Source organism: uncultured Brachyspira sp. (assembly GCF_944388875.1).
Taxonomy (GTDB): Bacteria; Spirochaetota; Brachyspiria; order Brachyspirales; family Brachyspiraceae; genus Brachyspira.
Genome location: NZ_CALXKQ010000012.1, coordinates 57,851 through 74,064, shown reverse-complemented (window position 1 = coordinate 74,064; position 16,214 = coordinate 57,851). Strand labels below are relative to the sequence as shown.

The following is a 16,214-nucleotide window of genomic DNA, read 5'->3' as shown; positions in this document are numbered from 1 at the left end:
TAACTATTTTAAATAAAAAGAAAAAACTTATAAAAATTATAAATTAGATTGAAAACCTAGAGGGCGGGCAAATGTAAACAAATTATTCAAATGTTTATTTTTAGTTATTTAAACTTATACTAATATGAATTTTTTATAAATATTTTTCATATACGTTTTTAATATACTTGTTATTAATATTTTTTGATATATAATGTTCCTACAAAATTAAAAATACTATTTTAAGGAAATAATTATGGCTTTATCTATAGGAATAGTAGGACTTCCAAACGTAGGAAAATCTACACTTTTTAATGCTTTAACCAATGCTCATGCTGAGGCAGCCAATTATCCGTTTTGCACTATAGATAAAAATGAAGCTACAGCGATAATAAAAGATGAAAGAGTTGATAAATTAGCAGCCCTTTTCAAATCAAAAAAGAAAGTTTATAACACAACAACATTTGTAGATATTGCAGGACTTGTAAAAGGTGCTTCAAAAGGGGAGGGATTAGGCAACAAATTCCTTTCTCATATTAGAGAAGTTAATGCAGTGCTTCATGTTGTGCGTGTATTTGAAGACGGCAATATTACTCATATAGGCGATGTTGATCCTTTAAGAGATTTGGATATTATATTGACAGAACTTATGCTTGCTGATATTGATACAATTAATGCAAGGATTGAAAGACAAAGAAAGGTTGCTAAAGGCGGAAAGGGTAAGGCTGCAGAGGAAGAAATTGCCTTATTAGAGAAAATACTTCCCGAATTAGATAATTCCAAGCCTGTATTCAGTCTTGATTTAACAGATACAGAAAAAGAAATATTAAAGCCTTTATTCTTGCTTACTGCAAAAAGCATGATGATAGGTGCTAATTTATCAGAAAATGAATTATCTAATCCAGAAAAAAATTCTAATTATACCACATTGAAAAAATATGCCGAAGAAAGAAATATAGAACTTATCCCTTTCAGTGCTAAGATAGAAGCTGATTTGCAGGATTTAGATGAAGAGGAAAGATTAAGCTATTTGGAAGATTTAGGAGTAAAAGAGTCTGGTGTTGCAAGACTTACAAAGGCAGGACATAGGCTTTTGAAATTATTAACATTTTTAACTTCAGGTGAAGATGAAACAAGGGCTTGGACTGTAAGAGAAGGTGCTTATGCTCCTGAGGCTGCTGGAGTTATACATAGCGATTTTGAAAGAGGTTTTATCAGTGCCGAAGTTATAAATTGCGATAAACTTTTGGAGCTCGGAAGTTTTGTTAAAGCTAAAGAAGCAGGTGCTATTAGACTTGAAGGTAAGCAATATTTAATGCAGGAAGGCGATGTTGTAACATTTAGGTTTAATGTGTAAATAATTAATATTATTTAATTATGAAAATATTTTAAATTATGAAGATTAATTTTGAAGCTAAATACATAAAACTTTTTGTATTATCAGCTTGTATAGGGGCGATAGTAGGTTTTATAGTTTCTATTTATAGGATAATACTATATAAATTGAGTGTTAATGTATTTTATGTGTCCAATTTTATATTTGACAGATGGTACTATCCTATATTTCTTTTTATATTTCTTACAGTTATGGGATGTCTTATAGGTTATATATTGACACAGTATCCTCAAATAAGAGGTGCAGGAGTTCCTCAGATAAAATATTATATATCACTTCATGAACCAAAAAATATTTTTCTTGAGATTTTATTTAAATTATTTGGAAGTATGATATCTTTTGCAAGCGGTATATCTCTTGGAAGAGCAGGTCCTTCTATGCATGTAGGTATGCTTGTAGGTCTTTTCTTTCATAAGTATTTTTCTAAATTGGAAAAGTATAGAAGATATTTGCTTGTTTCAGGTGCCTGTGCTGGCATGACAGCAACTTTCAGTGCTCCTTTTACAGGTATTGCTTTTTCTTTTGAAGAGCTTGGAGAGCAGAAAAATCATATAGTATTTGTATGCATAGTTTTTTCTTCAATAGCTTCAATACTTGTTGTAGAGCATATTGTAGGTCAGGGATTTATACTTAATTTCAATCTCCCTAAGATACTTGAAGTGAGGCATTATATATCGCTTCTTCCTTTTGGTATAATATGCGGAGTATTAGCTTCACTTTTGAACTTTCTTATGAATTTCTTTTCTAAAATGTATCAAAAAATAGATAATGATATAATCAGACCAGTTCCTGCTTTTTTGATGGCTGGTTTTATGATAATGTTTTTTCCCTATGTTTTAGGAAGCGGCGATTTGCTTATAGGAAGTATTGTTAAAGATAAATTTTCTGTTTCTATGCTTTTGATACTTATATTTGTTAAATTATTCTATACTTCTGTATGTGCAGCATCAGGTGCTGTAGGGGGGGTATTTTTTCCTACATTTATATTGGGGGCTTCTATAGGATCTGTATATGACATATTTCTTATCAAGTATTTTCCAGATTATGCTGTATATGGAGATTTATTTATACTTTTAGGTATAACATCTCTTATGTCTGGTGTTACAAGAACTCCTATAATGGTTTGTATATTAATACTTGAGATATCGAATTCTATTTCTAATTTCTCGGCTCTTGTTATAGTTGCAATAATATCATATATGGTTGCTAAGGTGCTTGGTGTAACTTCTATATATGATCAAGATTAATATATGATTTGTGTATGTTATATAATTATTTAAAATAGTATTACAATAATTTTTTATACTTGCTATAATAAAATTATATATTGGACATGTTTCAAAAGTACTTTATAGGATTTACTGGCTTTCAATTAAGGCAAAAGAAGCCCCTTAAAATTAGTTTTGAAATAAGTATAGTAATAATTTACTATTTCGACTTTTAAACCAAAAAAGTCGAAAATTTTAAATTAATAAAATTTACTTGACAAATTTATTATATTTTGTTTTAATATAGTATATATTTGACTAATAAAAAATAATTTTGTTATATTATATATCTTTTATATACCTAAAAAGGATAGATATGGATTTGAATCTTAAAAATAAAACAGCCGTAATAACAGGCTCAAGCAGAGGAATAGGTAAAAAAATAGCAGAAACTTTAGCTAATGAAGGTGTTAATGTTGTAATAACTGCTACAAATTTAGATAAAGCATCAAAAATTGCAGAAGAAATAAAATCATCTTATAATGTAGAAACTTTAGGATTAGAACATGATGCAAAATCCAGTGAATCATGTAAAGATGTAATTGCTAAAACTATAGAAAAATTTGGTTCTATTGATATTCTTGTAAATAATGCAGGTATAACAAAAGATATGCTTGTTATACAAATGGATGATAATGCATGGAATGATGTTTTATCTACAAATCTTTCAGGGGCTTTTTATACTTCAAGAGAAGCTGCTAAAAATATGCTAAGAGCAAGAAAAGGTAAAATAATAAATATATCTAGTGTTATAGGTAAAATGGGTAATGCAGGACAAGTAAATTATGCTGCAGCCAAAGCAGGACTTATAGGTATAACAAAATCTATGGCTAAAGAGTTTGCACCTAGAAATATATGCGTAAATGCTATAGCACCTGGTTTTATTCAAACTGATATGACAGATGCCTTGCCTGAAGATACAGTAAAAGGAATAATGAGTATAACACCTCTAAAAAAATTAGGTACTCCAGAAGATGTAGCTAATTTAGTATTATTTTTAGCTTCAGATATGAGCAATTATATAACAGGCGAAGTAATAGCAGTTGACGGCGGAATGTCAATGTAATTAATAATTATGTATGTAAGGATGCTTAAAAGCACTTTATAATAAAAAAATATTATGATTTTAAGGAGATTAAAAATGGCATTAATCGATGAAATTAAAGATGTTGTTGCTAATCAATTAAACATCTCAGACAAAAGTAAAATTACTGATACAGCTTCTTTTGTGGATGATTTAAACGCTGATTCACTTGATTTAGTAGAATTAATAATGGAATTAGAAAAACGCTACGATATTAAAATTCCTCAAGAAGATCAGGAAAAAATCAAAAATGTAGCTGATGCTGCTAAATATATTGAAGAACATAAAGGTAATTAATAATTATATTTTATATTTTCCCGTAAGAAGAAAGAATATTATTTTTACGGGAAATTTTTTAATATAATTGACTTATAGGAGTTTTTTATATGAGTGAACGCAGAGTTGTTATTACAGGACTTGGAATAGTAAGTTCTTTGGGAAATGATGTAAAAACATTCTGGGGCAATCTGCTTAATGGAGTTTCTGGAGTTAAAACATTAAGTAAATACTTTGATCCTGAAAAAGAGCAACTTGTTACCAAAATCGGTGCTGAAGCTTTACCAGTTGAAGGCGATTATTATTCTGATAAAAAGATGCTAAGAAGATTAGACCCTTTCATTAATTTTGGAATATATGCTGCTCATCATGCATTCAAACAGGCTGGTATAGAACCTAAAACAGGCTTTGATCCTTTAAGAGCTGGATGTGTTCTTGGTAGCGGTATTGGCGGTATAAGTACTCTTTTATCAAATCATAATGTTATACTTTCTGACGGACCTGGAAGAGTTTCTCCTTTCTTTGTACCTATGCAGATTATTAATATGACTTCTGGTGTAATTGCTATAGAGTATGGTATGAACGGACCTAATTACAGTGTGGTTACTGCATGTGCTTCTTCTAATCATTCTATAGGTTTAGGATACAAGCATATTAAAGATAATGAGGCTGATATTATGGTTGTAGGAGGTTCTGAAGCTACTATTAATCCTCTTACTATTGCAGGATTTAATAATGCAAGAGCTTTATCAACTAGAAATGATGAACCTACTAAAGCATCAAGACCTTTTGATAAGGGAAGAGATGGTTTTGTTATAGCTGAAGGAGCTGGTGTATTAATACTTGAAGAATATGAGCATGCTAAAAAAAGAAACGCCAATATACTTGCAGAAGTTTGCGGATATGGATTTACTGCTGATGCTAATCATATTACTGCTCCTTTAGAAGACGGAGCTATGGGAGCAAGAGCTATGTCTTTAGCTATTGAAAGTGCTAAAATATCACCTGATAAAATAGATTATGTCAATACGCATGGTACTTCTACTCCTGTTGGAGATATAGCAGAAATTAAGGCTATTAAAAAGGCTTTAGGCGAAGATCATGCTAAAAAGATAAAGATAAACTCTACTAAATCTATGACTGGGCATGCTTTGGGTGCTGCAGGCGGTATAGAGGCTATTGCTACTGTTATGAGCATGATTGAAGGTAAAGTACACCCTACTATAAATGTAGAAGAACAAGACCCTGAATGCGATTTGGATGTTGTTGCTAATACTGCCCAAGACTATAAAATAGAATACGCTATAAGTAATTCATTAGGATTCGGCGGACATAATGCTTCTATAGTATTTAAAAGAATATAATAAAAGTGATATAAAATATAAAGCTGTATTTATTTATATAAGTACAGCTTTTTTATTGCATTTGATTTCATAAAATTAAACTTATTTCAAAAGACTTGACAAGATTGTATATGAAATTCTTTTAATTTATCAATAGACTTGTTTCAAAACTACTTTACAATATTATATATAAAATTTTCATAAATTATAAAAATAATGTTTTATACGTTGTACAGTATATTATTTTAATATATAAATATATATTTATTTACTTGCCTACATCACATATAGTGAGGCGGAAGTAGTGGTTGCCTATAACAAAGGAGGACTTCGTGGCTAGTCCCCGCAATCATAAATAAAATTACTTTTGAAATAAGTTTAGTAAAGTTAATAAAATGCTTGCTTCTAATAGCATTTTTTATCAGGCAGGTTTTTAAGATTTAAGCAAATTAAAAAAATAATATTTAGAATGTACTTTTTATTATTATAATATGCATAAAATATTGACAAATATATATTATAATATATACTAATTTAATGAAGCATTAATTTAATATTTGCTTTATGCTAAAAATCAAATAATAATTTTAATAAACTTTATTTTTTATTGATATGTTTTTATTCTGCATAAGGAAAAAGCGATGAATTTAATAAAACAAGAAAAAGATTATTATGAACTTATAATAGACATGTTGGATTACGGAGTTATAGATGATAGTAAAAGAGATTTACTAAATAAGAGAAAATCTAGATACGGTATATCAGATGAGAGAGCAAAAGAGATAGAAGATTTTGCATTAAAAGAAAATGACAATAATTTATTTAAACAAGGTAAATCATATTATATTGATAATAATTATGAAGAAGCTATACGATGTTTCAAAAAGGCAGTAGAATTAAATGCTAATGATGCAAATATTTGGAATTGGTTAGGCAGTAGTTATAATTAGAATGGCAATTATGAAGAAGCTATACGATGCTTGGAGAAAGCAGTAGAATTGAATCCTAATGGGGCAAATATTTGGCATTGGTTAGGTAATTCTTATAATCAGAATGGCAATTATGAAGAAGCTATACGATGTTTCAAAAAGTCAGTAGAATTGAATCCTAATGATGCAAATAATTGGGACTGGCTTGGGTATTCTTATAGTAAAAATCAGCAGTTCAAAGAAGCAAAAAATGCTTATGGTATGGCTTTAGAAATTGATCCTAATAATGATTATTACATAGAGCAATTTATATTAAATGAATATAATGCTAATAGAAAATAGTATTATTTTTATATGTTAATTTGAAATAAGTTTGAATGAGTTTTAATTTTGACAAGCTGCAAGTATAATTAAATAATATTAAATTAAAAAACTATAAGTATTAAAGTTTTGAAACAAGTCTATTAAAATTTTGTATATAATTGATATTTTATATAGTGTAAATATATAAAATAGATTTATTTTAAGTTATATTAATTTTAAGAAATTGCATCCGATAATATATTCATATTTGAAAAGGTTATATGTCTATGTATTTTAATGTAAGAATTAGCTCTAAAATTTTTTATTTTTTTATATTAGCATGTATTCTTTTTACAATATATATATTCGTTTTTAGTTCAAAAGGCTTTCTTACATTGGATTCTCAAAAGGTTCTAATAGATAATAAAAAAGAAAAGATAGAAGAACTAAATAGAAGGAAAACACAAATATCAAATAATATAGAAAGATTAAAGAATGATAAAGAGTATATTCTTTCGTATGCAAAAACATTCGGATATTTGGATGAAAGCAAAAATGAAAAGATAATAAAAATAATCAAAGATGATGCTGATGCAGAAACACCTGCAGTATCATATAATTATGCAAATAATGACAATGATAATTATATAAATATAAAAGGTGCTTTAATATTAGCATTTGTTATAGCATTATGCTTTGTATTCTATCTAATTTTATTAAATAAAAATCTATTGCCTAAATTGATAAGAAGAAAAAAAGCCGTTCATCATAACGGATGACTTAAAGAAAATACAAATCCTCCATCTTGAGTTATTGGTTCATAATACGGCATAAAATTGAAGCTGAATCCTTCTTTTTTCTTACCAAATACTCTTTGATAGCTATCATAAGCCACAGCAGCACCGCAAAATACAGCAGCTGTTATTTCAAATAATGTAGAAGATATCCATAAAGATTTATATCTGTTTCTTCCAGTAGTAGATGGTGCTACATTAGCATTTTCCAAACTATCCAATCCAAATACTAAGTAAGTAGCATAGGTATATGAAAAGAATGCTGTCAATATAAAAGTTACCTCAGTATATCTGAAAGGATTACTATTACTGCCGTATGATTCATCCAGTAATACAGGGGAACTGCTTACTCCGCTTTGATTTATAATATTGTTTCCATCCATCATAAAGAAAGATTTTACCGTATTAGTATCAATATTATATTCTGATTTAAGCTCTTCATTAGTTTCTATTATTTCTTTTTTCTCAGGAGATACATTAGTTTCATACTCCTTAGATATATCTGAAAAATAGAATGCAGCAAATACTGTATTTGAAAATAAACAAATTAAAATTATAATTAATAATCTATACATTATAAAATAAAATACGCTCCTAATGTAAATTCTAACCCAGTAAGAGTAACAGGTTTAATTTTTTCAGGCAAAGTAAAGTCTTTTCCATCACTGTAAACTCCCAAGTTAATAGGGTCAGTATAAAATCTATAACCTACGCCAAAATGAACTCCTATAGTATCCGTTATATTATATTGCAAAGCAACTATAGCTCCAATACCAAACATTATATCCCTAGATTCTATTTTACTTCCATTCGGCAAATAAGTATAATTGTCCGTATAATAATTTCCTCCATATACTTCTCCAATTTTTGTAAATGTTAAACCCATGCCAATATATGGAGATAATATAAGTCTAAATACCTCTTGATATAAATTTATATTAATATCAAAATTAAATCTTGCATCAAAACCATAACTGCTTTTTAAAAAATCCCCAAATAATATACCAATACTTAAATTAGGAGAAAACAATTCTCCATTATATCCTACTTTAAGATGAAGTCCTAAGGCATATTCATTTTTATTTAATGATATCCTCAATTTTCCTTCATTAGGTTTTACTGAACTTTGGTATGTTTTATCAAATGATTTTATATTATATGAAGCATAATTCAATGATATTCCAACTCCAAAGTCCCCTATATATGTTTCTCTTGCTATATCTCCAACAGCTATATTTTTTCCTCTTGTAACTTTAGCTATTGAATAGTCGGTTCCGAGTTCTTTAACTCTTAAAGTACCTTTATAATTATATCCGCCTTTAATAGTATTTCCAGAAGGAAGCATTATATCATCTTTTTGAGAATATACTTTAAATCTAGTTTTTTTGCTTACGCCATGGTTTTTTCCAGCAAGTAATATAACATTACCGTCACTTATATCAGCAATTTTTATTGTTATTTTAAATATATCTCTCATTTTGGATTCTACTTTTCCAACTAAATCATTTACAGCATCGCTAAGAGCAGCCTCTCTTAGGGTATAAGACGGATAACTTGAAACACCGTAATAACTAGTACCGCTTAATCTTGAGGAATATAATATTTTAGTAGTTTCAACATCCACTATCTGCAATACTAATTCAACATCACCGTATATAACTCCGCTTCCCTCATAACTATCATAGTCATAAGATACATTTGCAGATGTAAGTTTTCCAATAATAGCCTTAGAATATCCGTATATTTTACCTACTTCAATAACCTGCTTATCAGTTATGCCTGTTAATTGAAGCTCCATTTCTTTTAGATATTTATCTAAATTCTGCCTATCTACAACATTAAATCTTTCCATTCTAATTAAGGCATTTTCAATTAAAGCTGTTACCTTCTTACCTAAACCTTTTCCATATACGCCTGACGGATCCGATATCTCAAATACAGCTATATTTTCTTTTTCATACCTTTCACCTATCTCCTGAGAAAACAGCATGCTGGAAAATATAATATAAAATAGTAATACAATTCTTTTCATTAAATTAATCCAATACCAATTATATCCATAAACGACTCGTAATTATAATACTACATCGGATGAAAAAGTCAAATATATAAATTTAAATTTGATTGATAAATTATAGAAAAGAATGTATTATTATTAAAAAATATATGGAGTTTTTACATGAATGAAAATACTATAAAATATAGTTCAGCTGGTAATTTAATTTCTTTAACTATGGATAAATCTTTTAACATATTAAATTTTAATATAGATGAAAGCCTTTTAATGAAAGATCAAAAAGAATTATTAGAAGAAATGATAACTTCCAGTATCAATGAAGCAATATGTAAAGTAAAAGAATTAAAACAAAATACAGATGATGAATTGGAACATACTAAAAAAGATAATAATCCTTTTAATATGGATTGGGGCGATATGAATAAAATGTTCGGTGATATCAGTAAAATGACTTCTATAGAATATAAAGACGGCAAGTTAAACATATCTTTAGATTCTATAACTCCTGATATGCTTTCAAAGATGAATGATATGATGAATAATATGAATAATAATAAAGATGATGATAAGGATTAAAAATTGAATAATATTCCATCTTTGGATAAACTCAATCAAATAATATCAAGGCTTCCGGGTATAGGAGGAAGAACAGCTATGCGTCTTTCTCTATATCTTTTTGACAGCGACGAAGAATATTTAAAAGAGTTTGCCGATACATTGTTGACATTACATAGTAATATAAAATTATGCTCTCAATGTTATAGTTTGAGTGAAAATGATATATGCTTTATTTGTGCCAATGAAAATAGAGATCATAAAAAAATATGCATAGTTGAAAATTATCCAGATATGCTGGCTATAGAAAAAACAGAAGAATATAATGGGGTTTATCATATATTAGGCGGACTTATAGCACCTTTAAAAGGTATAGGCATAAGCGATATAAGAATAAGAGAACTTATAGATAGAATTAAAAATAATAGTATTGATGAGATAATGATAGCATTTAGTGCATCATTAGAAGCCGATACTACAGCATCATATATACATAAAGTATTAAAAGATAATAATTTTAAAGGAAAAATTACACGTATTACTTATGGTATTTCTTTAGCAAGCGATATAGAAAATGCTGATTCAAGGTCTTTAGCTAGAAGTATAATTGACAGAGTAGAAATGGACTGATTATAAATTATTTCATCTTTTTGATATCGGCATCCATTTTTTTCTTCCAAAGATCATACATTTTCTTTTTCTCTTCGGATTCTTCTACTTCATTTAGATAAACATGTATTCTTCTAAGAGAAGCAATTATATTCAGAGCCATTTTCATATCATCTAATCTTTTATCCTGCAGTTCATATTTAGTTCTGTATTGTTCAGCAGCAGCAGATAAAAGACTTTTTACTAATTCCATCATTTTTACTCTAAATCTATAGCCTTCCAATTCAGGACTTAGTTCTTTTATGTAATTTTTAAAATCTATCATATTTTTTGCTAGAACTGCGAATCTTCCTTCTATTTCAATGAAATTCTGAAGCCATTTAGAGTTTTCTCCGTAGCAGTACTTAAAATAATCTATAACATACCCAAATGAGCAAATAAATTTATATTTCCATTCATCAGTTAATTTATCTTTTAAATATTCATGTATTTCCTCATTTAAAGATAGAGAGTCATCAGTATGATTTCCAAATACCTCTTCTAAAAGCATAATAGCTTTATTAATATATCTTCTTCCGTCATTTAATTGATTATCAGAACGAACCTCTATATATTCTATAGCTATATAGCATATTGTTGCAATAAAAGAAGATGCCTTAATATATAATACTGCAGCATCTATTTTTTTCTTTGACGCTTCTAATGGGTCTTCTATAGTTAATAAATCTTTTTCTACTTTTGCTAAAAGCTCTTCAGTACCCGAAAGCAAATCCTTATATTTATTTTGCATCCTAGTACATTCTGCTTTAGCAGCTTCACTTATCTTTGCCATAATAAAAACTCTCCAAAGTGATTATCGGAAAATAATCACTAATTGTTTAAACTAACTGGTATAGAAACAAAAAATGTTGTTACTTTAAAACTACCGTTTACGCTTTTAAGCATCATGCTTCCGCCATGTGCTTCCACTATTCTTTTGGATATTGCTAAACCTATACCAACTCCATGACTCTTGGTTGTAAAAAACGGAGTAAATATTTTTTCCGCTAATTCAGGTTCTATATATGAATTTGTGTTTTCAACTATTATATCTATCATAGATTCTTTATAGGCATTATCATTAAATATAACGCTTATAAAAGAATCTTTTTCATTACCATTTATAGCATCTATAGCATTTATTATTAAATTGGATATAACGTCATTCATTCTGTCATAATCCCATCTTACAGTATTTTCTTTTGTAATTTTAACTGCATAAAATTTAATATTTTTGCCGCTTTTTTTTATATATTCTTTTGAGAGAATAGTTAAATATTTTATCATATCATCTATATTAATATTATCTATTTCTAAATTAATGCTTTTGGCAAATGATAAATTTCTTCTTAAATAATTTTCTAAATTTTCAACCTCATTTGCAATTATTTGTGCATAATTTTTAATGGTTTCATCTTTACTTATTTTTACCAGCCTATTAGCAAATCCAGCTATAGGTACTATAAAATTTCTTAAATTATGCGTCATAGAAGAACTCATTTCCCCAATTATAGCCAAACTTTTTAAATCCAATAAACTTTTCTCAGCAGCTTTAAGAGCATTATTATTTTTTTCTATTTCATTGTAAAGAGAAGAATATTCTAAAGCTACAGCAGCCTGTCTTCCGAACATTTTTAAGTAATCTAAGTCATCATCAGGTATAGACTTGCCATTATAAGGATTATCAACCACAACCATTCCTATACAATTTATAGAATTCATTATAGGTATTATAGCAAAAGGGTAATCACCAAATATATCAGTATATTTTTTTATTTGATTAACTTCCTCATTATTTTTTATATCAGTTATATTTATACTTTTTTTATTATTAAATACATCAAAAAATAATTTACAGTTTTTATTATTAGGTATTACTGTATTTAAAAACTTTTGATTTAAATCCCATGAATCTTCTAAACTTCTCTTATCAAAAGAAAGCATTAATTTTTCTCTAAGAGCATATTTATCCATGTTCTGCATATTGCTCCATATCATACCAGCATCGTCAGCACTTTTTGGTGCAACACACATACGCCCCCTAAATACATTAAATTCTTTGTCATAAAGAAAAGCAAATGCCCTATTAAATGCAAATACATCACCTATAGTAGCTATAGTAAGAAGCAAAAACAATATATCTTCAGTTTTGGAACGCTCTAACAAAATATTGCTTATATCATATAATGTATTTAAACGCGACATGTGTTTAGTATTTTTTTGATTTGCTTTGCTTAATTCTATAAGGTTGTAATGTTCAGACATTCTGCTGGATATATTGGCAAGCAAAGGATTAAACAGATTCAAATCTTCATTGTCAAAATCCCCTAAAGGATTAACAGCATCAGGTATTTTATCTATTACAACTATATAGCCTATGCATCCTTTTTTTACAGGTATAGTATTAAATAATACCGATCTATTTATTATACCTGAGAAATTATTATAATCTTCATGTTTTGAAGCATTATTTATATAATAAATATTATTTTCTAAAAATTTTGACAGATATTTTAAATCATCAAAAATAGAATAATCAAAATTATCAGGAAAACCATAACTTGATCTAGTATATAAATTATTTTTATCATCTCTAAGTCTTATGAAAGCCCTGCTTGCTGTAAATATGCTTGCTATATCAGATGCTAAATTATTCAAATTGTTTTCAAAATCATCTACATCGCTTAATTTTAAATACAATTCTCTAAGCAGTTTTAATTGTTTATCCCTTTCTTTATAAGTTACATTCTGAAGAACATTATTAGCATATACCGCAAAATGTCCTATAACATTTTTTATTTCATCTACAATACTGTAATATAAATCTATCCTGCTTTCTTTATTTCTAAAAACTACAACACCTATAGGGTGGGTATAAAAGAATATAGGCAGTACAAATATTGAAGAATACTCTGAAAATACTTCTATATTTGTATGATTAATATTTTCTCCTATATATATTTTTTGTTCATATAGTATATCTTTACAATGAGTAGCCTCTATTGGAAAATCCACCTTACATACATAGTATCTATCTATTCCATATACGCCTCTTAGTATTAGATAATCCCCTTTAGGAAAATATACTTCTCCGCAGTCAAAACCATAGTATTGACATGTTTTTTCTAAAAATAAATCAACAACTCTGTCTATTTCATTTGTATTTTCAGCCCAAAGCAGACCCATAGATAGATCTGAAAAAAAACTGTCTATAGATTTTCTCTCTTCCATAACTAAAACACCTTTAAAATCTATGCCCAATATGCTTTTTCTCTAGTTGTAAATATTTTTAATTGATACGGAAGCATATCAATAGTTCCTGTTAGATTTTCTATTCTATTATCTAAAGATATATCGCTTCTGATATCATATTTTGAAGTATCTAATTTTTCTTTTTTATCAGTTATATTCACTATAATTAAAAGTTTATCATTTCCGTCCAAGCTATATTTATAAAATTTTCTGAATGGATCTTTTTTATTATCGTTTTCTTTTTCATTATTTTCATTAAAATTACGGCATTCCTGAGATTGATTATTTTCACATTCTTTTTTTAATTTTTCTATTTTTTTCTTTTCTTCTATGTCCAAAGATACTATTTTTCCGCAGTCTGCCAGTATATTATTTTTTTTCACGTATTCCGTCATATTTCTTATGTATTGTGTAAGATCATAATTTATATTTTCATAATCTTTTTCACTTCCGCCTACAACATTGCATCTATTTATAAATCCATATTCATCCCCTGTAGTTATCATCCACATATCGCATACTATAGCTGTAAATAAAAAAGTTTGTTTTAATCTCCATATATTGCCGTTATATTCTTCTATAAGCCTTCTTGTATCATGATTGCTTGGAAATGCTATTTGTTTAGTTTTCTTTCTAGCTAAATCATACTGTTCTATAAACCATTCGCCCTCATAATCCCACCATTTGGCGCTGCTTGCTACATAATCAAATCCTGCATTTATAAGGTTTTTGGTATCATCCATAGAACATCCTAAACTTTCAGCAAAGAATATAACTTCACTATTTATTTTTTTAGCATTATCTATAAGATATTTCCATAATTCTTTAGGAACTTTGTAGGCAGCATCGCATCTGAATCCGCTGAATCCTAATTCTAAATTATGTTTTACAAGATCATTCCAATAATACCATATAGGATTAAGTATTTCTCCTATATTGATAATTTCATCATCATTTTTATTTTCATTGTTATTAATATTATCTTTATTTTCTTCTTCATCTTTTTGATTAGGATCTATTTTATTATTAAAACTTGCTAAATCTCCCCATTCAATCCATTTTCCATTATCCCAAGCCCCAGGCGACTGCAGTACTCCGTCTTTTGTTTTATACCATTCAAAATGTTCTTCTACAAGATTGCAGTCTTTGGATGAATGATTTATAACAAGATCAACCATTATTTTTATATTATTATCATTGCAGTATTTGAGAAATTCTTTTAATTCTTTTTCTGCTTCAATTTGATTTGAACTTGTAAAAAATGCGGGATTATATTGATAATAATATTTTGTAGCATATAAACTTCCGCTGAATCCTGTATATGTAATGGGATTTATGTACACCCATTCAAAGCCCATATCTTTTATTCTGTCAATATGGCTGTACCAATTTTTTATATGTCCCAATAATGGCGGAAATAAATTATATCCTGAAATCTTCATTCCATAATTATATATAATTAAATAAAAAAAACAACTTTTTTGATATTATTTTAATTTAATTATGGCTAATATTTTTTATTATTTAATTCAAAATATGTAAATAACATCAAAAATTTTTTTTAAGTATTTATATATTATTGATTTTAATTGTTTCTATATTATAATAGTATAAAACATTATAATTAATTCTAGGTATAATTTTATGAGAGTATTAGTTTATGATTCATCTTCGCAAATAAGAGATAGTCTTATAAGTATTTTAATAACGGCGGGCTATGAGGTAGTAGAAGTAAAAGATAAAAAAAACATTCTTACAATGTTTGGAAAAAGACCATTCCCAGCAGCTATCATAGAAGCTAATGAAGGGGATACTGAAATGACTGAGATACTTGAAAAAATTTATATGGATGATAGATATAAAGGGGTGCATGTAATAGTGCATGTTTTAGAACCAACAAAAGAGTTTATATCCAATATGATGCGTATAGGTGTTTCAGGATTTTTACTTAAGCCTTTTAATGAAAAAGATTTTCTAAGCAGATTTTGTATGCTTTTGGAAAAGGCTCATATAACACCTAAGAAATTAAAGCATATAGTTATAAATGATTTAGATAATTTTAAACTTGTGTTTAGACATGATGGGGTAAGACAAATACTTCATGGTATGATAATAGAAATGTCCCCTATTGGTTTAAAATTTATTATGCCTTCTGAAGAGGCAAATTTAGAAGTGGGACATGTTATAAAAAATGCTTCTATGTCTATAGGCTCTTATAAAATTAATTTTTCTATTAATGTACTTGAAAAAATAGGCAATGAATATGTGGGTGAATTTGGAGATTTATCAGCATTTAATTCAAGATTAGTATGCAAATTTATATATGAAAAATATATAGAAAAACTTAAATAATTAATAAAGGGATAATAT

15 protein-coding genes and 1 pseudogene are annotated in these 16,214 nt (G+C 27.8%); 11 read left to right on the top strand and 5 right to left on the bottom strand.

All coding sequences use genetic code 11. From position 1 onward, the window contains the following. The first annotated feature begins 235 nt into the window (after positions 1-235). The 8 genes and pseudogenes from ychF to Q0J69_RS08560 all read left to right on the top strand — a co-directional run bounded on the left by ychF (position 236) and on the right by Q0J69_RS08560 (position 7,357). Positions 236-1,336 (top strand): redox-regulated ATPase YchF, encoded by a 1,101-nt coding sequence (gene ychF, locus Q0J69_RS08595; RefSeq protein ID WP_297206265.1) that lies wholly within the window; start codon positions 236-238, stop codon positions 1,334-1,336. A gap of 38 nt (positions 1,337-1,374) precedes the next feature. Beyond that, positions 1,375-2,622 (top strand): chloride channel protein, encoded by a 1,248-nt coding sequence (locus Q0J69_RS08590; RefSeq protein ID WP_297206262.1) that lies wholly within the window; start codon positions 1,375-1,377, stop codon positions 2,620-2,622. 337 nt (positions 2,623-2,959) lie between these two features. Further along, entirely contained in the window at positions 2,960-3,709 is a 750-nt protein-coding gene (gene fabG / locus Q0J69_RS08585) for a 3-oxoacyl-[acyl-carrier-protein] reductase (protein ID WP_297206259.1), read from the top strand. Positions 3,710-3,784: 75 nt separating this feature from the next. Continuing rightward, positions 3,785-4,024, top strand: a complete 240-nt coding sequence (acpP, locus tag Q0J69_RS08580; protein ID WP_028328651.1) for an acyl carrier protein — start codon at positions 3,785-3,787, stop codon at positions 4,022-4,024. 89 nt (positions 4,025-4,113) lie between these two features. Beyond that, entirely contained in the window at positions 4,114-5,367 is a 1,254-nt protein-coding gene (gene fabF, locus Q0J69_RS08575; RefSeq protein ID WP_297206252.1) for a beta-ketoacyl-ACP synthase II, read from the top strand. Positions 5,368-5,987: 620 nt separating this feature from the next. Continuing rightward, positions 5,988-6,296: a tetratricopeptide repeat protein gene (locus tag Q0J69_RS08570; RefSeq protein WP_297206218.1), complete on the top strand. Its 309-nt coding sequence runs from the start codon at positions 5,988-5,990 to the stop codon at positions 6,294-6,296. 3 nt (positions 6,297-6,299) lie between these two features. After that, positions 6,300-6,617, top strand: a pseudogene (locus Q0J69_RS08565) (tetratricopeptide repeat protein); the annotation flags it as partial. Between the two features lie 242 nt (positions 6,618-6,859). Next, on the top strand, positions 6,860-7,357 hold the full coding sequence (locus Q0J69_RS08560) for a septum formation initiator family protein (RefSeq protein ID WP_366030478.1): 498 nt from the start codon (positions 6,860-6,862) through the stop codon (positions 7,355-7,357). Here Q0J69_RS08560 and Q0J69_RS08555 read toward each other — a convergent pair. Next, positions 7,345-7,947: a hypothetical protein gene (locus tag Q0J69_RS08555; protein ID WP_297206212.1), complete on the bottom strand. Its 603-nt coding sequence runs from the start codon at positions 7,945-7,947 to the stop codon at positions 7,345-7,347. The two genes, Q0J69_RS08560 and Q0J69_RS08555, sit on opposite strands and share 13 nt — an antisense overlap. After that, a complete protein-coding gene (locus tag Q0J69_RS08550) occupies positions 7,947-9,404 on the bottom strand; it encodes a CsgG/HfaB family protein (protein WP_297206209.1) in 1,458 nt (485 codons plus the stop codon). The genes Q0J69_RS08555 and Q0J69_RS08550 overlap by 1 nt, the downstream gene beginning before the upstream one ends. Before the next feature lie 147 nt (positions 9,405-9,551). Between Q0J69_RS08550 and Q0J69_RS08545 the strand changes: the two genes are divergently transcribed. Next, on the top strand, positions 9,552-9,965 hold the full coding sequence (locus Q0J69_RS08545) for a YbaB/EbfC family nucleoid-associated protein (protein WP_297206206.1): 414 nt from the start codon (positions 9,552-9,554) through the stop codon (positions 9,963-9,965). 3 nt (positions 9,966-9,968) lie between these two features. Beyond that, positions 9,969-10,574 (top strand): recombination mediator RecR, encoded by a 606-nt coding sequence (gene recR / locus Q0J69_RS08540; protein WP_297206204.1) that lies wholly within the window; start codon positions 9,969-9,971, stop codon positions 10,572-10,574. A 7-nt stretch (positions 10,575-10,581) separates the two neighbouring features. On the opposite strand, the gene Q0J69_RS08535 is transcribed toward recR, so the two are convergent. Genes Q0J69_RS08535 through Q0J69_RS08525 form a run of 3 tightly spaced genes read right to left on the bottom strand, consistent with a single transcriptional unit; the run spans position 10,582 to position 15,286 of the window. Continuing rightward, positions 10,582-11,385, bottom strand: a complete 804-nt coding sequence (locus Q0J69_RS08535; RefSeq protein WP_297206201.1) for a hypothetical protein — start codon at positions 11,383-11,385, stop codon at positions 10,582-10,584. A 38-nt stretch (positions 11,386-11,423) separates the two neighbouring features. Then, positions 11,424-13,823 (bottom strand): GAF domain-containing sensor histidine kinase, encoded by a 2,400-nt coding sequence (locus Q0J69_RS08530; protein WP_297206198.1) that lies wholly within the window; start codon positions 13,821-13,823, stop codon positions 11,424-11,426. A 20-nt stretch (positions 13,824-13,843) separates the two neighbouring features. Beyond that, positions 13,844-15,286 (bottom strand): alpha-amylase family glycosyl hydrolase, encoded by a 1,443-nt coding sequence (locus tag Q0J69_RS08525; RefSeq protein WP_297206196.1) that lies wholly within the window; start codon positions 15,284-15,286, stop codon positions 13,844-13,846. 202 nt (positions 15,287-15,488) lie between these two features. Between Q0J69_RS08525 and Q0J69_RS08520 the strand changes: the two genes are divergently transcribed. Next, positions 15,489-16,196, top strand: coding sequence for a response regulator (locus Q0J69_RS08520; RefSeq protein WP_297206194.1), 708 nt, complete (start codon positions 15,489-15,491; stop codon positions 16,194-16,196). The last annotated feature ends 18 nt before the right edge of the window (positions 16,197-16,214 follow it).